At 42.6% G+C, this 21,564-nt stretch carries 19 protein-coding genes; 17 read left to right on the top strand and 2 right to left on the bottom strand.

The window, feature by feature from the left end:
- Positions 1 to 166: transposase (locus MBEAL2_RS30640; protein ID WP_161798285.1), on the top strand; the 166-nt coding region annotated here is incomplete at its 5' end.
- Positions 167 to 287: 121 nt separating this feature from the next.
- Here MBEAL2_RS30640 and MBEAL2_RS24295 read toward each other — a convergent pair.
- Complete coding sequence (locus MBEAL2_RS24295) at positions 288 to 1,034, bottom strand: aspartate/glutamate racemase family protein (protein WP_047154812.1); 747 nt, start codon at positions 1,032 to 1,034, stop codon at positions 288 to 290.
- Between the two features lies 1 nt (position 1,035).
- Complete coding sequence (locus MBEAL2_RS24290; RefSeq protein ID WP_047154811.1) at positions 1,036 to 2,451, bottom strand: cytosine permease; 1,416 nt, start codon at positions 2,449 to 2,451, stop codon at positions 1,036 to 1,038.
- Between the two features lie 291 nt (positions 2,452 to 2,742).
- Between MBEAL2_RS24290 and MBEAL2_RS24285 the strand changes: the two genes are divergently transcribed.
- The 16 genes from MBEAL2_RS24285 (at position 2,743) to MBEAL2_RS24205 (ending at position 21,548) form a co-directional block, all read left to right on the top strand.
- Entirely contained in the window at positions 2,743 to 4,467 is a 1,725-nt protein-coding gene (locus MBEAL2_RS24285) for a sigma 54-interacting transcriptional regulator (RefSeq protein ID WP_052947979.1), read from the top strand.
- A gap of 204 nt (positions 4,468 to 4,671) precedes the next feature.
- The gene (locus MBEAL2_RS24280; RefSeq protein ID WP_047154810.1) at positions 4,672 to 6,747 is read left to right on the top strand and encodes a hydantoinase/oxoprolinase family protein; all 2,076 of its coding nucleotides are present in this window, start codon (positions 4,672 to 4,674) and stop codon (positions 6,745 to 6,747) included.
- Position 6,748: 1 nt separating this feature from the next.
- Complete coding sequence (locus MBEAL2_RS24275; RefSeq protein ID WP_236693005.1) at positions 6,749 to 8,524, top strand: hydantoinase B/oxoprolinase family protein; 1,776 nt, start codon at positions 6,749 to 6,751, stop codon at positions 8,522 to 8,524.
- Entirely contained in the window at positions 8,524 to 9,834 is a 1,311-nt protein-coding gene (locus MBEAL2_RS24270) for a M20 family metallo-hydrolase (RefSeq protein WP_236693004.1), read from the top strand. The genes MBEAL2_RS24275 and MBEAL2_RS24270 overlap by 1 nt, the downstream gene beginning before the upstream one ends.
- 59 nt (positions 9,835 to 9,893) lie before the next feature.
- Positions 9,894 to 10,868: an LLM class flavin-dependent oxidoreductase gene (locus MBEAL2_RS24265; protein ID WP_047154809.1), complete on the top strand. Its 975-nt coding sequence runs from the start codon at positions 9,894 to 9,896 to the stop codon at positions 10,866 to 10,868.
- 96 nt (positions 10,869 to 10,964) lie between these two features.
- Entirely contained in the window at positions 10,965 to 11,897 is a 933-nt protein-coding gene (gene cofD / locus MBEAL2_RS24260) for a 2-phospho-L-lactate transferase (RefSeq protein ID WP_047154808.1), read from the top strand.
- A 30-nt stretch (positions 11,898 to 11,927) separates the two neighbouring features.
- Positions 11,928 to 12,590: a 2-phospho-L-lactate guanylyltransferase gene (cofC, locus tag MBEAL2_RS24255; protein ID WP_047154807.1), complete on the top strand. Its 663-nt coding sequence runs from the start codon at positions 11,928 to 11,930 to the stop codon at positions 12,588 to 12,590.
- Positions 12,587 to 13,339, top strand: a complete 753-nt coding sequence (gene cofE / locus MBEAL2_RS24250; RefSeq protein WP_047154806.1) for a coenzyme F420-0:L-glutamate ligase — start codon at positions 12,587 to 12,589, stop codon at positions 13,337 to 13,339. Before cofC ends, cofE begins: the two co-directional genes overlap by 4 nt.
- A 58-nt stretch (positions 13,340 to 13,397) precedes the next feature.
- Positions 13,398 to 14,045 (top strand): NADPH-dependent F420 reductase, encoded by a 648-nt coding sequence (npdG, locus tag MBEAL2_RS24245; RefSeq protein WP_047154805.1) that lies wholly within the window; start codon positions 13,398 to 13,400, stop codon positions 14,043 to 14,045.
- A gap of 59 nt (positions 14,046 to 14,104) precedes the next feature.
- The gene (gene cofG / locus MBEAL2_RS24240; protein WP_052947978.1) at positions 14,105 to 15,295 is read left to right on the top strand and encodes a 7,8-didemethyl-8-hydroxy-5-deazariboflavin synthase CofG; all 1,191 of its coding nucleotides are present in this window, start codon (positions 14,105 to 14,107) and stop codon (positions 15,293 to 15,295) included.
- A complete protein-coding gene (gene cofH / locus MBEAL2_RS24235; protein WP_052947977.1) occupies positions 15,289 to 16,476 on the top strand; it encodes a 5-amino-6-(D-ribitylamino)uracil--L-tyrosine 4-hydroxyphenyl transferase CofH in 1,188 nt (395 codons plus the stop codon). Before cofG ends, cofH begins: the two co-directional genes overlap by 7 nt.
- 14 nt (positions 16,477 to 16,490) lie before the next feature.
- On the top strand, positions 16,491 to 17,210 hold the full coding sequence (locus tag MBEAL2_RS24230; protein WP_082130149.1) for an SMP-30/gluconolactonase/LRE family protein: 720 nt from the start codon (positions 16,491 to 16,493) through the stop codon (positions 17,208 to 17,210).
- Between the two features lie 33 nt (positions 17,211 to 17,243).
- Entirely contained in the window at positions 17,244 to 17,981 is a 738-nt protein-coding gene (locus MBEAL2_RS24225; protein WP_047154804.1) for an SDR family NAD(P)-dependent oxidoreductase, read from the top strand.
- Positions 17,982 to 18,571: 590 nt separating this feature from the next.
- Positions 18,572 to 18,931, top strand: coding sequence for a hypothetical protein (locus MBEAL2_RS24215; RefSeq protein ID WP_047154802.1), 360 nt, complete (start codon positions 18,572 to 18,574; stop codon positions 18,929 to 18,931).
- Positions 18,932 to 19,609: 678 nt separating this feature from the next.
- Positions 19,610 to 20,329, top strand: coding sequence for a FadR/GntR family transcriptional regulator (locus MBEAL2_RS24210; RefSeq protein ID WP_047154801.1), 720 nt, complete (start codon positions 19,610 to 19,612; stop codon positions 20,327 to 20,329).
- A 103-nt stretch (positions 20,330 to 20,432) separates the two neighbouring features.
- Positions 20,433 to 21,548 carry a Leu/Phe/Val dehydrogenase gene (locus MBEAL2_RS24205; RefSeq protein ID WP_304511129.1) on the top strand — a complete coding sequence of 372 codons (1,116 nt, stop codon included), beginning with the start codon at positions 20,433 to 20,435 and terminating at the stop codon, positions 21,546 to 21,548.
- The last annotated feature ends 16 nt before the right edge of the window (positions 21,549 to 21,564 follow it).

Here is a 21,564-nt window from a genome sequence, read left to right as displayed (position 1 = left end):
GGGAAACTGGCAAGAAGAAATCTGTAATTATCATCTTCATCGTTTTATGAATGCAACTGTTGAAGGTAAAAATAATAAAATTAAAGCACTGCAACGCCGTCACTACTTCACGCGAAATCCAAAGTGTTACAAACAGAGGATTTTGTTGGAGTGCAATGAGGAATGAATCACAGGTTAAATTTTGTCAAGAACATGTTTAGGTGTAGACCCAAAATAATTAAAGAATAAACAGAGCCGCCGTAAGACACGGCAACCCTGGCGTAGTGAATGTATACCTCATTTTTCGTTTACTTCTTGGGAACTAGAGTCCCAAAGTCAGCAAAAATACCAGTAAAATGTTTCGGCTCAGGCAATTTATATGTTTTTAGCTTGCTCGTAGTTTTTCCTAAATCCACGATTGCTTCTGCAAACTTAACAGCCGCAACTACACCATCAATAACAGGAACCCCAAGTTCTTTCTCCAGGTTGTTTGCAAATTCTGCCATACCAGCACATCCTAGTAGAATGGCTTCTGCATGATCTTCTTCCACGGCTTTTCTTCCTTCTTGAGCCAGCATCCTCATACCAGCCTCTGGATCCCGCTCAAAATCAAGTACACACATGGGAGTAGTCCGCACATTTAACACTCGATGCCCCATACCATAGCCGTGAACCAACTCTTCCATCATGGTTTTGACCCGTGGCAGTACGGTCACAATTGAAAAACGCGCAGCCAGCATGGAGGCCATATAGAGCGAGGCCTCTGCGATGCCAATGACGGGAGCCGTGGTTATTTCTCTTGCTCCTTGCAGTCCCGGATCGCCGTAACAGGCGATAACATAAGCATCTGCTCCTTCATGCTCTCCTTTTTGGATTTCCTGCAAAACGCCCGGGATTGCCAAATATTCATCGTAAAAGGATTCGATCGAGGTTGGCCCCATATCAGGACTGACCGCAATAATTTCCGTATCTGGTCTGGCTACACTTTTGGCAGCGGATTCAATGCCACGGGTCATCTCCCATGTGGTATTTGGATTAATCACTTTAATTTTCATGTTACATTACTTCCTCCTCAATTTTATTTTCGACGGAAATCGACTGGGTAATTTCAGGCTGCGGATATCGTTTTACAATCCAATATTTCATAGCTGGGTAATAGAGTAGAGCGCCTAAGGCAAAGGCAATAATAAAGCCGTAATTTGGAGAGAGAAGAGCTAATAAGAATGAGGGAAGATACGCAACAATGGCGGCCGGATTGATATTTTTCCAATATTTGTACTGGCCGTCGACTTTGTATAACTCCTCAATATTTAACCGGCGTTTTCGCAGTAAATAGTAATCACAAAACATGATACCAACGATAGGTCCGAGAAGAGCTGTAATCAACACAAGAATTGTAGGAAGCTGCGCGGAAAAATTCCAAGGCTGCATTAGCAATCCAATTACGCTGGCGATAATGGTTGCGGTAACCAGGTTAATCTTACGTGGGAAAAAGTTAATAATGATATACGAACTAGGGATTAAGTTTGCACTAATGTTGGTGGACCACTGGGCGAGGATAATAAACACCATACATACAAAGAGAAGAAATGGGTTATCCTTTCCGACCGTCTGTATAATAACTTCGATTGGATTCCAATTCCCTGTGGCAATGCCGCTTGTCAATCCAATGAGCGTAAAGAGCATCATTGCCGCAATAAGGCCAAAAGTGTGACCAAACATGCTTCCTTTGTTGGCCTGCCACCAGGTTCCTTCTGCCGCTCCTTTTTTCACATGCAGAAATCGGGTGAAATCCATAGCATTGAGCGCCATTGTGATATAGGCACCCATTTGTGCTGCAATGGCGAAACCAAGGGAGACGCCGCCTTTTCCTTCCATGGAGAAAATGTCACTGAACGTGAGATGATGTGCGTTCATAATCATGATTTGTAGAGCAACTCCGATGATAAGAATAATGGGGGAGGCCAGCCACTCAAACTTGGAAATCGCCTCCATTCCCATGGCAGTATTGATAACCTGTACAATGCCAAACACGATAATCAAAAGCATCAGATTCGAGTAGCCGGTGAGCATTTCCATAATTGTGTTGAGTGCCGCGGCGCCCATCCAGGTTAGAAAACCAAACCAAAAGATTGCGGGAATTGCTCGAATAGCCGCCGGGATGTGCGTGCCGAGATAACCAAAGCAGGCACGGATGTATACCGCATAGGGAATACCGTACCGAATGCCGATGTCTCCCATCAGTGTTAGGAGCAGAGCCACCACCAGATTCCCAATAAAGCAAGTCACTATAATTTCGGTAGGGGACAAAGCCGGGTATAGCTGCGCACCTGCAATAAAGGAAACTAGTTGTACGGCAATACCTATCCAGAGCATTAAAAAACCAAAATTGGAGATGTGGCGTTCTTCCGCTGTTGTGGGGATTAAATCTTTTGATTTAAGACTTATACCGTTTTCTTGTTCCTGGCTCATGAAAGGACCTCCTTTTAAAGAATTTTGTTTCGCTTACAGGTAAAGCAATAATTGTGCCAAAATCAAAAGGGAATGAAGAAGCGGAAGGTCACAGAAAAATAACAAAAAATAAGGCGTGAAAGTTGCAAATATACAATTTTTTTCATTGATAATTCGGAAAATTCAATCTAGTATTAAGGAAACAGGCCTAGGAAAACTGCAAACTTTATTGCCGGATTGCAATCATGACTCATCCTCATGGACTTCTCTTAGATAAATAGAACTTGATTTTACGTAGGAGGTGTACTTCTGTTGTTCATAAGTTCAGAGAAAATCATGGATTCCCTTCCCTTTGGCATGGTTGTGACAGATTTACTAGGAAAGATTACGTTCGGAAATCAGGCTGCTGGAAAGGTGCTGGGGCGGTCTTACCATCAGATGAAAGGTGAATATATTCATTCTCTTTTCACCTCAACGTCCATTATTAAAGCCATCAAAACCAACACACCCTCTGTCTCTCCTGATAAGACCGAGACCGGAACCCCCCTCATCCTGGTTGAACTGCCTATTCAGCTTTCGGACGGGAAAAAAGCCGGGCTTATCCTGCTCTATGAAAACCAAACACTCGATCAGTTGGCAGAGCAGTCACAGAAAATCAGCGAGTTGAAGCAAGAACTTGAAGTCATTATGAACCTCATTGGCGAACTGGTGACCATTACGGATAAGAATGGCATCATTTTGCGTGTCAATGCTACCTGTGAAAAAATTATGGGCGTGAAAGAGCGGGACCTCGTGGGGCATACTGTGGATTCATTGGAAAAACAAGGGGTCGTCGATTTGTCCTCTACTAAGCGCGTTATTCAAGAAGGAAGGAAAATCACCGTAGCTCAAACGACAAAATCCGGTCGGCGTCTGGTCGTCTCTGGTTATCCAATATACAACGAAGACGGAACGCTGAACAAGGTGATTAATATCTCTCGGGATGTAACGGAAGAGGATAAGCTGGAGAAGCAACTGGATGAGATGAGACAAATGATACGTTATTATCAATCAGAGTGGACGAGGATGAACCGAGAAGGGGGAGAGCATATCGTTGTTCGATCCAAAGTAATGGAAGATGTATATGAGCTTGCGGGACGCATTGCGGATGTGGATTCAACAGTGCTTATTCTTGGCGAATCCGGGGTTGGAAAGGAAGTGCTTGCGCGTACGATACACAACCTTGGTGCGCGAAAGGCCAAGCCGTTTTTAAAAATCAACTGCGGGGCTATTCCTGAAACATTGATGGAATCGGAATTGTTTGGTTATGCAAAAGGCACCTTTACCGGAGGAAACCCGGAAGGTAAGCAAGGTATAATAATGAGCGCCAATGAAGGCACATTGTTTTTGGATGAAATCGGAGAAGTACCTTTGCAACTGCAGGTGAAATTACTGCAGGTTCTACAGGAGAAACAGATTACTCCTTTGGGAAAAACAGTGCCGGTCCATGTTAATGTACGTTTTATTGCGGCGACCAATCGAAATTTAGAAAAGATGGTGGAAGAAAGTACATTCCGAGAGGATTTGTATTACCGTCTAAACGTTGTCCCAATTACAATCCCAGGACTACGAGAAAGAAAAGGAGACATTCCATTTCTGATTGAGTATTTTCTTCATCTCTATAATAATGCTTACAACAAACGCAAAATAATACAAAAAGAAGCGATGCAGGTGTTGATTAACTATGCCTGGCCTGGTAATGTCCGTGAGCTGCAAAATACGATAGAACGACTTGTGGTCACCACATTTGATGCACAGATTCGGTTGGAGGATTTGCCGAATAAAATGAGAGATGCTATCTGGCAAGAACCATCAGGCCCAAAAGGGCTGACACTCAAAGAGGCTATTGATCAGTATGAAAAAACCATTTTGCAAACCACGCTAAATCAGTCGCGCACGCTAAAAGAAGTCAGTAAAAAACTTGGTGTTGATATTTCTACGATCAGCCGAAAAGTGAAAAAGTATAATTTGGCATTTGCAGAAATGCAATTAAAATAGCAAAAATGCAAAAGGAAGATATTCAGGGGAATAGGTGTGGGAATATAAAGAATTGTTAAAAAATAGTTGCGTTATCGCAAATTTATTTTTTTTGTCTGCTGGGCGTAACGGAAGAAGCCTAGAAAAAACAGATGATTGGAACATGGCATGAGACTTGCTTGTTCTATCTAGTAAATCAAATCACAAACAGAAAGGAGCAAGAGAATGAAATTATTCGGTGTAGATGTTGGAGGAACTTTTACAGATATTGTGTTTACCGATACGGTATCTGGAGAGACCTGGATTCATAAAACGCCAACTACCCTGGAGGATCCCTCCATTGGCGTTATACAGGGGATTGAGGAGTTGTGCCAGCGAAAACAAATTCCAAAGACGGAAATTAATCGGGTCTTCCATGGGACAACAATTGCTACGAATTCGATTCTGGAATATGATGGCGCAAAAACAGGGCTGGTGACCACTAAAGGCTACAGAGATATCGTACATATCGGACGACATCAAAGGCCGCAAAACTATTCCATTATGCAAGAAATTCCCTGGCAGGATCGTCCATTGGTACAACGCCGGCACCGCAAAGTTGTAACAGAACGACTCATGCCGCCTACCGGAGAGGTTCTTGTAGAGTTAGATGAACAAGAGGTTCGGGAAGCGGTCCGAGAACTCAAGGCCGAAGGTGTAGAATCTATTATTATTGCTTTCCTTTTCTCCTATATTAATCCACTGCATGAAGACAAGGTAAAAGACATCATCAAAGAAGAATATCCAGAAGCATTTGTCACCACATCTTCGAGCGTATCACCTCAGTTTAGAGAGTTTGAAAGGTTTACTACAGCGGCTATCAATGGGTTTATTGGCCCCAAAGTAAAGCTATACATCGACAATTTACAAACGCGTTTACAAGAAGCCGGTATTGGTGCTGACCTGCATATCATGTGCTCCAATGGGGGGGTAGCAACACCACAATCGGTTTCGGAAAAGCCGGTCAATACGTTGCTTTCTGGTCCGGCCGCCGGGGTGCTGGGCGGATCCTGGTCAGGGAATTTGTCGCAAAGGACCAAGCTGATTACCTTTGATGTCGGAGGCACTAGTGCAGATATAGGGATTATTACCGAACAGGGATACGGGGAATCCTCGGCGAGAGATACATCGATTGCCGGTTATCCAGTGATGGTACCGATGATTGATATCCATACTATTGGAGCAGGTGGTGGAAGTATTGCCTATATGGACGAAGGTGGCGCATTTAAAGTGGGGCCGCGGAGTGCAGGGTCGCGTCCAGGACCAGCTTGCTATGGCCACGGTGGCAGCAAACCGACCGTTACTGACGCCAACGTGGTACTTGGCCGATTGGATGAAGAGAACTTCCTGGGTGGGGAGATGTCCATCTTCCCGAATGCGGCATTTAAGGTAGTTGAAGAGCTGGCCGACAAACTCCAGTTAGGTATACAGGAAACGGCGGAGGGTGTTTTAACCATCTTAAATAACAATATGGCAAATGCAATCCGCGCAAAAACCGTGCAGAAAGGTTACGACCCTCGTGAATTTTCACTGATTGCTTTTGGTGGTGCAGGTCCACTGCATGCAGTGGAGGTGGCCCAGATTCTTAACATTCCAGAAGTGATCATTCCACCTCATCCAGGCATTACGTCAGCCACAGGTCTGTTAACTACTGACTTGAAGTATGACGTTATTAAGACTGAATTTATGCTGAATACACAGATGGACTATGCGCAACTAAATCAGGATTTGCAAGACTTGATGGAGCAAATCCGGATCCAGCTGCAGAAGGATGGGGTTAAACCGGAAGAAATTCAAGTCCTGCGGATGGCAGATTGCCGGTATGTCGGACAGGGATATGAACTTCGCGTCGATTTGCCTGATAGCGACCTCGATGAGAAAAGCATTCAAAAGACATGGGAACAGTTCCACCAATTCCATAAATCCGAATACGGCCACTTCTTTGCTGATAGCCCCATTGAAATTGTAAATATCCGGGTCACCGGGATTGGATTGATGCCAAAGATTGGCCAGCCGGTTGTAACAGGTATCGGCAACCCGGAGGATGCATTGATTAAAAAAGCAAAAGCCATCTTTAAGATCGATGGGGTGCTGCAAACCGTAGACACGTCCTTCTACCAACGGGAGCGTCTCCCGATTGGTGCGCAAATACAGGGACCAGCGATTATTTTACAAAAGGATACCACGACGGTCCTTCCTCCACATTGTCTGGCGTTAGTGGAAAGCAGCGGTAACATCATCATCAAAGTTGAGGTGAGATAACATGAAAATGGTCCAAAAGAAAAATACGATTGATCCAATTACCGCACAGGTGATTCGGGGAGCACTGGAAAACGTGGCCATTGAAATGGGGCATAAGCTGGCTAGAATGTCATATTCGAGCATCATTCGCGAATCCGAAGATTTTGGGTGTGCATTAGTAGACGCCAACAATCAACAGCTCTGCGAGTCGAGTCACAGTACTCCCCTGCAATCCGGACCCATTCCAGGCTACGTGCGCGGCATCCGAAAAATCATGGATGAGAGAGGAGACGTGTTTGCGGATGGCGATGTCATCATGCATAACTCGGCGTACCATGGCGCCTCGCACGGACCAGACGTTGGGTTTTGCGTACCCGTGTTTTATCAGGAGGAGTTAATCGGATTTTCAGTAACTACAGCACACCATTTGGATATAGGAGCCTTAACACCCGGCAGCTGTGGAATTGTGGATGCCGTTGATGCCTATGCCGAAGGATTACAGTTTAAAGCGATTAAAGTTTATGACAAAGGACACAGAAATGAACAAGTATGGCACATGATGAAGGATAACATTCGGGCAAGCCACATGGTGGTCGGAGATATGGAAGCACAGATTGCGGCGGCCAAAATCGGAGCGCAGCGCTATCTTGAGATTGTTGAGAAATATGGCTTAGAAACCGTACTGGCGGCCAGTGACGATTTAATGAGTTACTCGGAAACAATGATGCGCAATGCGATTGAAAAACTGCCGGATGGAATATATGCGGCCGAAGGATTCATAGATGGGTATCTAGATAGTCCGGATGCAGCGAAACGCAACTTGAAAATTGCCGTCACGGTAACAATCGCCGGCAGCGACATTACTGTTGATTTAACAGGGACTGCGCCACAGGTTGATGATCGACCCATTAATATGCCGCTTGAAGGAACAGTCGATTGTGCTATTTACTTGACACTGCGGTCGATTTTGCTCGACTCTACGATTTATGGCAACATTCCGCAAAATTCCGGCCTCACCCGCCCGGTGCATATTATCGCCCCAAAAGGCACGCTATGCAATCCGATTTACCCGGCTCCGACGATTGCTCGTTTCTGCTCCGGTAATATTGTCGCGGATACTTTAATGAAAGCACTAAGCCAAGTCGTGCCGCGCCAAGTAAGTGCAGGTGTAGGAAACTTGAATGTTGTAGCCTACAGCGGTCTTAATGGTGAAGACTATTGGGTGTACATGGATATCATGGAAGGCAGCTATGGCGGAAGAGCCGGAAAAGACGGGATGGATGCAGTCGACACTCTTTATGCTAATACGCGGAATAATCCTATCGAAGATATCGAGTCCCATTATCCGCTGCGGATTAGCCGTTATGAATTGCGGGACGACGGCAGCGGGGTTGGCAAATGGCGAGGTGGCCTCGGCTCCATAAGAGAAGTGGAGTTCTTGGCTCCAAGTAGTTTTTCTGTAGAAGGAGAGGGGCATGCCCATGCTCCGTGGGGATTTAACGGAGGTCAAGAGGGCCTTGTCGGAAGCCTTATTTTAAATCCGGACACAGATGAGGCGGAAGCGCTGCCATCTAAAATTCCGAACCGACGTGCGAAGGCGGGAGATACCCTGCGGCTAACTGGACCGTCGGGCGGAGGATACGGAAATCCGTTAGAAAGGGACGTTCAACTCGTTCTCTCGGATGTGCTGGATGAGCACATCTCTAAAGAAACGGCGCGCGATAAATACGGCGTTATTATTACGGAGAATAATGAAACCGATCACGAAGCTACAAAAAAAGCGCGGAAGCAGACATAATGCAAATGTCCTGCGCGGTTCATTCCGCGCAGGAACTCTCGGATACAGGCAGAGGGGAGGATGCGATGTTTACCACATATACAATTGATGAAAAACAAATCGCGCAGCACCTGACACAATTAGGAGAGATTGGAAGGACGGCAGATGGAGGCGTACACCGTATGGCGCTTTCAGAAGAAGACCGGCAGGCGCAGGAGCTGGTATCGCGCTGGATGGAAGAGGCGGGAATGGATGTTCGCCGCGATCATTTCGGCAACTTAATCGGCCGGAAAGAAGGCTCAAATCCAAATGCTTCCCTGGTAATGGTGGGCTCCCATATTGATTCGGTCCCGAACGGGGGACGGTTTGATGGCACCATAGGGGTGATTGGCGGGATTGCCGCGATACGTGCATTGCATGAAGCACAAATTACGCTCTCACATCCGGTGGAGGTAGTGGCCTTTTGTGATGAGGAAGGCCCAAGATTTCTCGGTGGGTTGTTTGGTAGTCGGGGGATGGTCGGCAAAATCCAGCCCGAGGAATTACAAAGAAAAGATCAAGAGGGGATTACGCGGTATGAAGCTCTCCAGGCCTTTGGGCTAGAGCCGAATCGTATGAATGAATCGGTCCGAAAAAAAGGAGATATTGGCCTGTATTTGGAAATGCACATTGAACAGGGACCTTATCTGGAAGAGATGGGGAAGCCTGTGGGTATTGTGACAGACATTGCCGGCCCTGTGTGGTTGTGTGTTCGGGTCATTGGGGAAGCCGGCCACGCGGGAACGGTTCCGATGAACATGCGACAGGACCCCATGGTTGGTGCAGCCGAAATGATTCAAGCCATTGAACGGATATGTAGGATGGACCCAATGGCTCCAACGGTAGGCACTGTTGGGCGGGTTACGGTGAAACCAGGAGGGGGCAATGTCATTCCAAAATACGTGGAATTTACAGCAGACATTCGCGATACGGATGTGAAACGTAGGGACCGCGTGATTAGTCAGATAAAGACTTTTATAGAAGAGGTTTGCCAAAAGCGAAAACTGCAGTGTGAAATTGATATCGTTATGGAGGCCCAACCGGTGGAATGCGCATCTCACGTCATCGAGACGATGACAAAGCTCAGCCACAAGCTATCGCTTGATGCCCCACATATGGTCAGTGGTGCAGGGCATGATGCTATGCTGCTGGCCGACATCGCAGACATGGGCATGATTTTTGTCCGCTGTCGTGAAGGAATTAGTCATAGTCCGAAAGAGTGGGCCGATACGGAAGATATCGCCAATGGGACACGGTTGTTGGCGGAAACACTGCTTCACTATGCCAAATAAATTAAGACCGAACATTACTCAACAATATTTGTTAAATGGGAGAAGGAGGTATGTGATTTATGAAACGTATGGGTCTTGCCTTTCTCGGTGAACCGGCAGTTCCTGAGATGGTTAAACTTGCTCAGTACGCGGAATCCCTCGGCTATGAATCTGCTTGGGTAGCTGAAACCCGCTTTGCCCGAGACGGATTTGTTCCGGCGGCAGCTATTGCTGCCAGCACCCAAAAAATTAAAATTAGTACCGGAGTCGTTAACGTTTTTACTCGTAATCCTGTCATACTAGCCACTTCGTATGCTACTCTCGATGAACTTTCAGGTGGACGGGTAATTTTTGGCGTCGGACCGGGATCACCGTTAGTATTGGAACCACAGGGGCATACCTTCACTAAGCCGATTACCCGCCTCCGTGAATACCTTCACGTTGCCAGGGGACTTATTGCAGGGGAAGAAGTTAATTTCCAAGGAGAGTTTGTCAATGTCCAGGGGGTCAAGCTGGAGTTTACACCTATACGCCCAGCCATGCCAATTTATCTTGGTGTAACGGGTCCTAAGGCTATGGAGTTCGCGGGCGAGGCCGCTGACGGTGTCCTGATGAACGGCTTTGTTTCTTGCAATTATGTACGCAGGTCGATCGAACGCCTCGCAACCGGTGCAAAACGGGGTGGTCGGGACCCTGGTGAAATTGATCGTGCAATCGGGCTTGTCACCTCAGTAGATCGCGATCCTGATGTGGCCCGTGATCGTGTACGCCCGTTTATTGCTATGTATTTAACTCGCTTTCCTAATATTGTTCAAGAGACAGGATACAGTGAAGAATACTTAGCAAGAGTCCGGGAAGCAGTTAATAAAGGTGGTTTAGAAGCAGGAGCAAAACTTATCACTGAAGAGGTAGTTGATGATCTCGCAGCAGCTGGTACACCGGAACATGTTCGTCAGCGTATTGGAGAATACCGGGAGGCTGGTATAGATTGCCCTGTTCTCTTTGTCTTCGGTTCTAATAATAATGAAACGATAGAATCGGTGATTGGGGCGTAATCATTCTTTCCTCACAAATAAGACTCCTCCTTTTCAGGGGAAATAGTTGAAAAGGAGGAGATATTCGAAATATTTTTTCTAACAGGAGTGAAAAAAATGATTGTCACATTAGCTGGTGGGGTAGGTGGGTCAAAATTCTTGAAGGGTCTGGCCAGTGCCACGAAAGAAGAAGTTTTGGCCATTATTAATACAGGAGATGATATTGAAAGGTTTGGTCTTTATATATCTCCGGATATTGATATTAATATTTATACTTTGGCAAATGTCATTCATCAACAGGGCTGGGGATTTAAGGATGAAACCTATTCATGCCAAAACGTGTTATCTGAAGTCTATAGTGAAGACTGCTGGTTTAATTTAGGGGATAAGGACCTAGCTACCCACATATATCGAACTTTTCTTCTTAAACAAAATAAAAGTCTTTCCGAAATCACATTAAAAATGTGTGAAGAATGGAAGATTCCGATTCAAATACTTCCCATGGCAAACGAATCAGTAACTACATATATTCAAACACCAGAAGGCAGATTTCATTTTCAGGAATACCTCATTAAACGAGGAATGTCAGACCAGGTTTTGAAAATTGAATTTGATGGGATTGAAAATGCAAGACCTGCACCGGGAATTTTAGAAGCAATTGATAAATCAGATGTTATTTTGATTGCTCCTAGTAATCCTTTAGTTAGTATTCATCCGATTTTATCAGTTCCGGGCATGAAAGAGGCTATTCGTGAAAGTAATGCCAAGGTGGTTGCTGTCAGTCCTGTGGTCGGCGGAAATGTGATTAAAGGTCCTGGTGCCCGCATGCTAAGGGATTTAGGAATTGAAGTTTCACCGGTTGGAGTTGCCTTATGTTATCAAGGTTTGATAGATGGAATCGTAATTGATGAACAGGACCAAGAATATCGTGAACACCTGCAGCAATTAAACTTAGAAGTCTTAGTTACAGATACAATTATGGATTCGGATAACAAAAAAAGTATGTTAGCAAAACAAGTGATTGATTTTGTTAAAATGCAGTTTGCATAGTTACTTTTTTTGTCTTAAGGAGTGGTGCCGGTGAATGTGGCTATTGTTATGCAAAAACCTATACACCAAGCAAAGACGAGGCTTAAAAACTGGCTCTCTTTAGATGAACGCATAGGTCTGGTTCAGTCGATGCTTTTTGATGTACTCAGTACATTAGCAAGTGTATCATGCATAGACGTTTTAGGCATTGTAACAAATGATCCCAAAGCGATTATCCTGGCTGGACAATTTGACTTTCATATTTTTTATGAAAAAGAAGTTCAAGGGATGAACAAAGCAATAAAATTTGCTGTGGATGCATTACCCGACAACATTGAGCAACTCTTGATTTTACCGGCAGATATTCCACTAATATCAGATTTTGAAGTAAATAATCTTCTGCAAATGGTAAGAAAAGCACCTGTTACTGTTATTCCTTGCCGTAAAGGAACAGGAACCAACGGATTGGTATTATCTCCACCTGGAGTAATAAATACGGCCTTTGGAGTAAATAGCAAGGAAAAGCACTGTCTTATGGCAACAACGGCAGGATTAAACTATTCAATCTTCCATAGTTTTTCATTATCGCATGACATAGACACAGTAGAGGATTTGCTTTTGTTAAAAACAATGGGAGAAGGGACAAAAACGAGAGAATACCTGGAGAGATATCAAATTTTTGATAAATTACTGACGGGTAAGGTGACATTATGAGCTCTTTTACGGTTATGGGTATTGAAGGCATCCCAGAGGTATCTGCTGGAGATGACTTGGCTTTATTAATTATAGAAGCTTTAGACAAGCAAGGAATAAGACTAGAAGATGAAGATATTGTCATTGTAACCTCAAAAATTGTATCAAAAGCTGAAGGGCGAATTATTGCCCGGAATGATGTTCAGCCCTCTTCGTTTGCAATTCAACTTGCTCAATTAACAAAAAAAGATCCATTTGAAGTTGAAATAATTTTAAGAGAATCCTTGCGCCCAATAAAGGTTTCCGATCATGTTTTAATTATGGAAACAAAGCAAGGTTTTATTTGTGCCAATGCAGGAATTGATCAGTCTAATGTGGGCGACGATGACGTTTTTCTTCTCCTGCCTTTAGATGCAGACGCTTCAGCAATGAAAATTAGAACCAGTTTAGAAAATCACTATGGGATTAATCTAGCTGTGATTATTTCTGATACTTTTGGCCGGCCTTGGCGAATGGGGCAAACAAATGTAGCAATAGGTATCAGCGGAATGTCAGCTATAAGTGATTACAAAGGAAAGTACGACTATTACGGGCGGGAGTTAAAATCTACCGAGATTGCAATTACAGATCAGATTGCAGCCTCAGCGGAAATGGTTATGGGAAAAGCGGATGGAATACCTGTTGCTGTAATCAGAGGATATTCTTATCCAAAGGGAGACGGAAAAGCTAAACACTTAATTAGACCAAAACAAATGGATTTATTTCGCTAGTGAATAGATAGAAGTGAATTAGATTCGTAGTATTCTAATTAATTGGAGGGTGATATTGATGCGTATAAGTATTATTGGAGGCACAGGTAACCTAGGAAAAGGATTGGCGCTTCGCTTAGGAAAAGCAGGGTATCACATTTTTCTTGGATCTAGATTAATGGAAAAAGCAATAGATGCAGCTAATGAAATAAAAGAGAAAAATCCGGACTTTAAGATAGAAGGTTTGGATAACATTCAGGCTGCTAGCATGGGAGACGTTATTATATTAACAGTACCTTTTAAATCAATTGAAGAAATTATGACAGGAGTGTGTGAAAATGCGAAAGGAAAAGTGATTATTGATACATCGGTTGCACTCATTCCAGGAAAACCCCCGACAACTGAACGAATTCCAGAAGGATCAGTAGCGCAAAAAGTACAAGAAATTGTTGGGGAAGAAACTCAAGTAGTATCAGCATTCCATACTGTATCAGCACACTTATTGAATGATTTAGATAAAGAACTAAGTGGAGATACTTTAATTGCCGGTGACAACCAAGAAGCAAAAGAAATCGTAATGACATTGGCGGAAAAAATCGGCTTACGGCCGTTAGATGCTGGACCATTACGTGTATCATCAACTTTAGAAGATCTAACTTCCCTTCTCATTGGAATGAATATTAGATTTAAGAAAAAAAGTATTGGTATAAATTTTGTTAATATTTAAACTTGTCATTGAAATAATAAAAAATAGCAGTACTAAACTAACGTATAGGAGGTGTTATTTTGGGGACTACCACCGACTTGGGAAAAATCAACCTAACTACAACACTTGAACAGGTTCTTGTAAGAGGCTATGCAACTAGGGAAGAAGCTTACCAATTGATAAAAGTTCAAGGAACAAACCTTTTGGAATTAATGAAGGCTGCTTCCGTTATAAGAGATGAAGGCAAAGGGAATACAGTTACTTATTCCCGAAAAGTATTTATTCCATTAACGAATATGTGTCGCAATACATGTGGTTATTGTACCTTTGTAAAGGACCCCGATCATCCTGAAGCCCATATTATGAGTCCGGATGAAGTGTACAGTCAACTTGTCAAGGCTGAAGATATGGGATGTAAAGAAGTGTTAGTTAGTCTTGGCGAGCGTCCAGAGCTGCGTTATCCTCTTGCAAAAGAAGGGTTAAAAAAACTTGGGTATAGCAAAATGCTGGATTATATTTACGATATTTGTAATTTAATTATTGATAAAACAACGATGATTCCTCATACCAATGCAGGATCACTTAAATATGAAGAGATGAAGAAATTGAAAGATGTAAATGGGAGTATGGGAATGATGCTTGAATCGATAAACCCGAATCTTGATGCTCATCGAGGTTGTCCCGATAAAATTCCCCTTGTCCGTTTGAACACAATTCGTTATGCAGGAGAACTAAAAATCCCTTTTACAACCGGTATCCTGATTGGAATAGGCGAGAGCCTTGAGGACCGGGTTGATTCAATGTTTGCCATCTTAGACCAACATAAGGAATATGGATACGTTCAGGAAATTATTGTTCAGAACTTTCGAGCAAAAGCTGATACTTCAATGGCAGCATGGCCTGAGCCTACTATTTGGGATATGGTTCGTTCTATCGCGGTTTGTCGGTTAATTTTTGGTAAAGAAATGAATATTCAGGCGCCCCCTAACTTAACCCCTCAGATACACCAGCTCTTTTTACTGGCAGGGATAAATGATTGGGGCGGAATTTCGCCACTTACACCTGATTTTATTAATCCTGAAAAACCATGGCCTCATATTCAACAGTTAAATAAAGCATGTTCTGAACTTGGATTCGAGTTACGTGAACGTTTAACCATTTATCCAGAATACTTAAATGATTTAACATATGAACAAACCATTTTCCAATCTCGTATTGACCCTTTAGTTGATAACAGTAGATTAGTTAGACGGGAGATGACGATATGCTAAGTACAAGAGGTGACAATACTGGGCTTACTTTTGAAGAAGTTAAACATGTTGGGGTGGATAAATTATTAGGACGTGTCCATCTTGATGTTGCGAAAATCTTGGACAAAGCATTAGAAGATAAGGAAATAACGATTGATGAGGGAATTAGACTGTTTCAAGCTGATGGAATTAATTTGCATGCATTAATGATTACGGCTGACGAATTACGGCGGCGTGCGGTCGGGGATACCCTCACCTATGTTAAGACAAGAAATATTAACTTCTCTAATGTTTGCTATACAGGTTGTAAATTTTGTGCCTTTGCTGCTTCTGAAAACGAAGAGCAGGCTTATTTTGTACCTTTAGTGGAAATTGCACAAAGAGCAAAAGAGGCTTGGGATATCGGAGCGACAGAAGTTTGTATTCAGGGAGGCCTGCATCCAAAAATTTCTGGTACCTATTATTATGAGATTATTAAAGCCATTAAGGATGTTATCCCTGATATGCATATTCACGCATTTTCTCCATTTGAAATAAAGTACGGTGCTCGTAAACTTGGTATATCAATTGAGGAACATCTAAGCAGTCTAAAAGAAGTAGGGTTAGATACAATTCCAGGAACAGCGGCAGAAATCCTGGACACCGAGGTACGCCAAAAATTAACAAAAGATAAATTAACCGCTAATGAGTGGGTAAATATTGTGAAGACAGCCCATAAGCTTGGCATTCGTTCAACGTCTACGATGATGTATGGCCACATTGATGAACCGAAACACTGGGCAAGTCATATTGCGCTTATACGTGATATTCAAAAGGAAACCGGGGGATTCACTGAATTTGTTCCGCTTGGGTTTGTTCATTACAATACTAAACTTTTTAATGAATATGGTGCTCGCGCTGGTTCTACAGGTATCGAAGATATTAAAGTGGTAGCTGTTGCGCGAATCATGCTTAATAATTGGATAAACAACATTCAAGTTTCCTGGGTTAAAAATGGCCCGAAAGCATGTCAGATAATATTAAACGCTGGTGCAAATGATTTTGGGGGTACCCTCATGGATGAAACGATTTCACGTTCAGCTGGTGCACCGTTCGGGGAGAATATGGACCCAAAAGAATTTAATCGCCTGATTCTAGATTTAGGTCGAGTTCCGGCTGTACGTAATACATTGTATGAAATAATAGAATATCCTTATGAGTAAGTGAACAAGGGCAGATTTATAAAATCGATCCTGAAGGTAACTCAATTCAATTGATTGCCAGCACGGGTGGTTTTTCACTGGGAATGGCGTTTGATGCCGAGGAAAACTTATATGTTTGTGATAACATGCACGCTGCTGTCTTTAAACTTAATACGAAATCAGGCGAGTTGGTGCGATTTGCAGACGGAAATGACCGCCAGAAAATGAAGATTCCAAATTTCCCGGTCGTTGATCACAAACGATCCTGCCTTTACGTTTCAGATAGCTATCATTTTTCCGAGAACGGTCCGGGGATATGGAAGGTTGATTTACAAACCGGGCAAAGTGAATTATGGTATGGTGAGGCGATGAGATTTGCGAATGGACTGGCGCTTGCGCCGGATGGCCATTCACTCTATGCAGCTGAAACCTTTGACCGGCGTATTTCACGCCTTCCCATCTTAGAAAATGGCACTGCCGGACAAAAAGAAGAAATCGCCCGGCTGGAAGCGCTGCCGGACGGATTGGCGATCGATAGGGAAGGAAACATCTATGCAAGTTGCTATGAACCCTCTCGTCTGTATAAAATAACGAGTGAGGGGGAAGTTCAGCTTTTAATTGACGATCCGGAAGCCCATACACTTTGCCATCCCACCAATTGCGCTTTCAAAGGGACGGAAATGTACACGACAAATCTTGGAAGGTGGCATATTACCAAATTTGAAGTAGGGATAGAAGGGGCCGATTTGTTCTGAATTTTCACCCTTGTTATTCAGGGAGGGATAAAAATGATAGAAGGAAAAGTAGCCATCATTACAGGAGCAGGTACAGGGATTGGAAGGAGTACTGCACTCCGATTAGCTAAGGAGAAAGTAAACATCGTTCTTAATTATTCGCGTTCTGAAAGTGAAGCTCGTAAAACACAGCAGGAAATAGAAGCATATGGTGTACAGTCGCTATTATATAAGGCCGATGTTTCCAATGATGCAGCTGTCCGTCGTATGATAGATGAAACGATAAGTAGATTTGACCGGCTCGATATACTGGTAAACAATGCAGGCGTTACGGATTTTGTTGATCATGACGATTTAGAAGGTCTAAAGGACGAATACTGGGACCGCGTAATGAACACCAATGTAAAAGGAATGTTTTATTGCTGCAGAGCTGCTGCTCCCGCTTTAAAAAAACAAAGAGGTTGTATTGTAAATGTTGCTTCGGTTGCCGGGCTTACCGGACTTGGAAGTTCTATTGCTTATGCAGCTTCCAAAGCGGCTGCTTTGAGTGTTACCAGATCACTTGCCCGTGTTTTAGCCCCTGAGGTACGTGTGAATAGTGTATCACCTGGAATTGTCCAGACACGCTGGGTTGAAGGTCAGCAAGCTCATATCAAACGTCTGGCAGAAGGAACACCGCTGGAGAGAATAGCTACTCCTGAAGATGTTGCAGACATGATTTATTCGCTTGTGGCCCATGCAGACTTTGTAACGGGGCAGAATGTTGTGGTAGATGGTGGAATGTTTATTTAGCACAAGGGAAGCGGGCAGATTACCGTATTATAAAAAAAGGAGATGCCTGCTGGATATAAGTGGTTCAGCAGGCTTTTATTTGTTTCCAATGGATGTTCTTTTGGCTGCACTTGCTTTATATAAGGAGGAAAGTGATTCATCAAGTAACTGTTCCTGGTTTCGATCTTCCCGGACATCCGAATCTCCTTCGATTTCCTGGTTAGTAACTCCGTATATATCCTCTTTGTTAAATATCCCATTATCTGTTCTTATGTTATCAGAACCCTTTTCATTTTCATTCTACTCCCCCTAAGTTTTTTGCTCCTTCATAGTATCCACTCAAGAAGGAGATATAATAAATTTCAATTACCTCAATAGGCATGCAGCGCTATCATAATTCATAGTTTAAAAATACTGCGTATAAATAAGTTGTAAAATGTAAATTCTACCAGTTTATTGGAGGACACTGGATTACATCTATTACAGATGTTGTTTGGTGTCCATTTTCATTTGAAGGATAATAGGATTGATATAGAGAATAGAAATTAAATAAGATTTAAATATTCAGAATAGATTAAATATATGGATATATTATGAAACGGAGGCTAAAAATGAAAAAAATAATAGTATGGAGCACTTTCTTTATTACAACCTATATCTTATTCCTATCCCTATCGCTATCCTTAAACAATTCATCTCAAATTAAAAATTTATCTTCAGCAAAATTCATGAAATTCTCTAAAGAAAATAGTGAAAAAAAAGACGGATATGCTTGGAATAAAATAAGTCCACAAGAAAAAGAAAGCCTAGTACGAGGAATAAAAAAAATAGATCCTAACAGCAAGACTCCATTTGTAAATGTTCTAATTTACGCTCTGGATAACTTTTATCAAAAAAATAGTAATAGGCATATGACTATCAAGGAAGCAATTGAAATTGTTGATTGGTATAAGTATCCATATCCACAATAGCTTTTACTGATTGTAGATGTGTAATTTAATTTTTGTCATATAAACATATCCGTGAATAAGTGATGATGGAAGGTAAAATACCTTTATTGGAGGTGAGTACAAAAATTGGTAAATGATTGATTTTTTTTATGCTTTATAGAAGTTTGCTTGTATTATTCCACGCAAAATTATTTACTAAGAAGCCCAATTGTATTTCCTCATTCCATATAAGTATGTTATCTGTATAGAATTTTCATCCCTCGAAATGATTGAATAATTTTTGTACAGTAGTATTCTTCCGCTCCCCTTACAATCTATAGAATCAGTATCTAAATATACTTTCGACTCTATAATTCCCCCTTTAAAAACAAGATTAAATACACCCCTTATAGTAATCAAACATGAATTGCCAGTGTCTGTTTACTTTCTATTCGTATCTCCTGTAATTAAAATTAATTGAAAATTTTAAAAAGATGAAAAAATACTTGACAGTTTAACAATGCCTATATACAATTCTTGATAGAACCTTGGTATGACCAAGAACGACCACGTTCGGAGCAAACAACTGGATACCATGGTAATTTTAAAGAGTTCATGGATGAGAAAACTGATTAGAGGTTGAGTATAGAAGCATCTTGCATTACTCTTCCAGGTGCCTTGTTTCATTATCAGTTTATTCTCACAGGAGGGGGGGAACTCGTGGTACCTATTAAGCGTCTAGAACAAAACCAGCGAACAGAGGAAGTGGTACAGAAAATCAAAGAATTTGTTCTTACCGGAGAACTAAAACCGGGTGATCAATTCCTTGCAGAACGCGAGCTGGCGAAACAGTTATCAGTCAGCCGATCGTCTTTGCGCGAAGGATTGAAAGTTCTTTCCGGAATGGGATTGATTGAAATCACCCCTCGCGGAACCTATGTTAAAAAGGCCGAACTTGGTGATGTAATGGAACCTCTTATGATGGTCATGTCCCAAAACGTAGAGGATGTATTCATGCTCCTGGAAGCTAGAAAGATTCTTGAAAGTGAGGCTGCCAGACTTGCGGCCATACGGGCTGATGATGTAAATTTAGCGGTTCTCCGCGAACTTACCGAACGCTTAAAAAAGGAGACAGAAGCAGGAATTTTTACGGAAGAAGCCGATCTGAATTTCCACTCTCAAATCGTTATTTTATCTAAAAACAAGGTGTTAATTCATCTCATGCACGTAGTTGAAAGCTTGGTGAAAACTCATTATGTTACCATCCGTGAGAAAATGATGTCGAAAGTAGCTGAAACATTTTCCATGCAGCACATTAACATTTATGAGGCAATTAATGCTCGTGACCCTGAGCTTGCCGCATTTCACGTGAAGGAACACATTGATTTTACAATTGAACAACTTTTACAGCTGACTGATATCCAGGCAAATAAGTTTTAATAAGCCTGGATATTGATTCTACAAAAATATAAGCGGTTACTGAAAGCTGTGAGTTTAGGAAGATGCGTATCTATTGTATTTCAACTTATAGGAGGTAACTTAGATGGAAAAGACACTCAGTAAACAAGGAGTTCAGATGGAAAGCCGGTTTTTAAGCTATATGGAGAAGTATGACTACGAAAACCTTTTTATTTGTCAGGATAATGCGACGGGATTAAAAGCGATTATTGCTATACATGATACAACACTAGGTTCAGCGGTGGGTGGTTGCCGTATGTGGACGTATAACACGGAAAATGAAGCCATTGAAGATGCGTTACGGTTAGCTAGAGGAATGACTTACAAATATGCAGCCGCCGGTGTAAATCTTGGAGGAGGCAAGTGTGTAATCATCGGAGACCCTAAAACACAAAAATCAGAAGGACTGTTTCGGGCCCTTGGACGTTTTATTGATAGACTGGGCGGTTTATACATGACAGGAGAAGATGTTGGAACAACGCTTCGCGACATGGAATACATTCGAATGGAGACGGAGCATATTGTTACTCTTCCTAAAGAATTGGGGGGAGCAGGGCCCATTTCATATGCAACTGCTTTTGGAGTCGTGCAAGGAATGCGCGCGTGTGTAAAGGAAGCCATGGGCACTGAATCACTCCAGGGAGTACGGGTTGCGGTGCAAGGGCTTGGAAGTGTAGGCTATCATGTGGTGGAAATTCTGCATGAAGAGGGCGCTGAGTTACTTGTCGGTGATATCGATCAAGCTAAGGTAGAGGCGGTTGTTGAAAAATTTGGCGCCCGTGCTGTATCACCGGAAACGATTCATGCGGAGGACGTTGACGTATACTGTCCATGCGCTTTAGGAGCAGTAATTAATGACAATACGATCGAACAGTTGAAGTGTAAAGTAGTGGCAGGTTCAGCTAATAATCAACTGAAAGAGGAGCGTCATGGAGATATGCTCCACGAATTAGGTATCGTTTACGGAACTGACTATATTATTAATGCTGGAGGAACTGTGTACGATACCGATCGATTAAATACAGGTGGATTCAATTATGAAAGAGCAATGGGAAAAGTTACACGTATTTATGAGACAATGACGAGCCTAATCAACATTTCGAAAGAGAAAAACATTCCTACGTATAAGGCAGCTGACCTGTTTGCTGAACAACGCATAGAAGAAGTGAAAAACGCAAAGGCTCTCCGTACTCGTATTTAAAATCAAACTAAATTAT

This window comes from Aneurinibacillus tyrosinisolvens (assembly GCF_001015055.1).
GTDB classification, from domain to species: Bacteria; Bacillota; Bacilli; order Aneurinibacillales; family Aneurinibacillaceae; genus Aneurinibacillus_A; species Aneurinibacillus_A tyrosinisolvens.
The sequence above is the reverse complement of the archived record's forward strand: the minus strand, read 5'-3'. Positions and strand labels throughout refer to the sequence as shown.

Coding starts and splice junctions, on each gene's coding strand:
- cofE (WP_047154806.1), top strand. CDS start 12,587: ATGAGCTCTTTTACGGTTATGGGTATTGAAGGCATCCCAGAGGTATCT.
- MBEAL2_RS24215 (WP_047154802.1), top strand. CDS start 18,572: ATGAAAAAAATAATAGTATGGAGCACTTTCTTTATTACAACCTATATC.
- npdG (WP_047154805.1), top strand. CDS start 13,398: ATGCGTATAAGTATTATTGGAGGCACAGGTAACCTAGGAAAAGGATTG.
- cofH (WP_052947977.1), top strand. CDS start 15,289: ATGCTAAGTACAAGAGGTGACAATACTGGGCTTACTTTTGAAGAAGTT.
- MBEAL2_RS24265 (WP_047154809.1), top strand. CDS start 9,894: ATGAAACGTATGGGTCTTGCCTTTCTCGGTGAACCGGCAGTTCCTGAG.
- MBEAL2_RS24280 (WP_047154810.1), top strand. CDS start 4,672: ATGAAATTATTCGGTGTAGATGTTGGAGGAACTTTTACAGATATTGTG.
- MBEAL2_RS24290 (WP_047154811.1), bottom strand. CDS start 2,451: ATGAGCCAGGAACAAGAAAACGGTATAAGTCTTAAATCAAAAGATTTA.
- MBEAL2_RS24295 (WP_047154812.1), bottom strand. CDS start 1,034: ATGAAAATTAAAGTGATTAATCCAAATACCACATGGGAGATGACCCGT.
- MBEAL2_RS24275 (WP_236693005.1), top strand. CDS start 6,749: ATGAAAATGGTCCAAAAGAAAAATACGATTGATCCAATTACCGCACAG.
- cofD (WP_047154808.1), top strand. CDS start 10,965: ATGATTGTCACATTAGCTGGTGGGGTAGGTGGGTCAAAATTCTTGAAG.
- MBEAL2_RS24205 (WP_304511129.1), top strand. CDS start 20,433: ATGGAAAAGACACTCAGTAAACAAGGAGTTCAGATGGAAAGCCGGTTT.
- MBEAL2_RS24225 (WP_047154804.1), top strand. CDS start 17,244: ATGATAGAAGGAAAAGTAGCCATCATTACAGGAGCAGGTACAGGGATT.
- MBEAL2_RS24270 (WP_236693004.1), top strand. CDS start 8,524: ATGCAAATGTCCTGCGCGGTTCATTCCGCGCAGGAACTCTCGGATACA.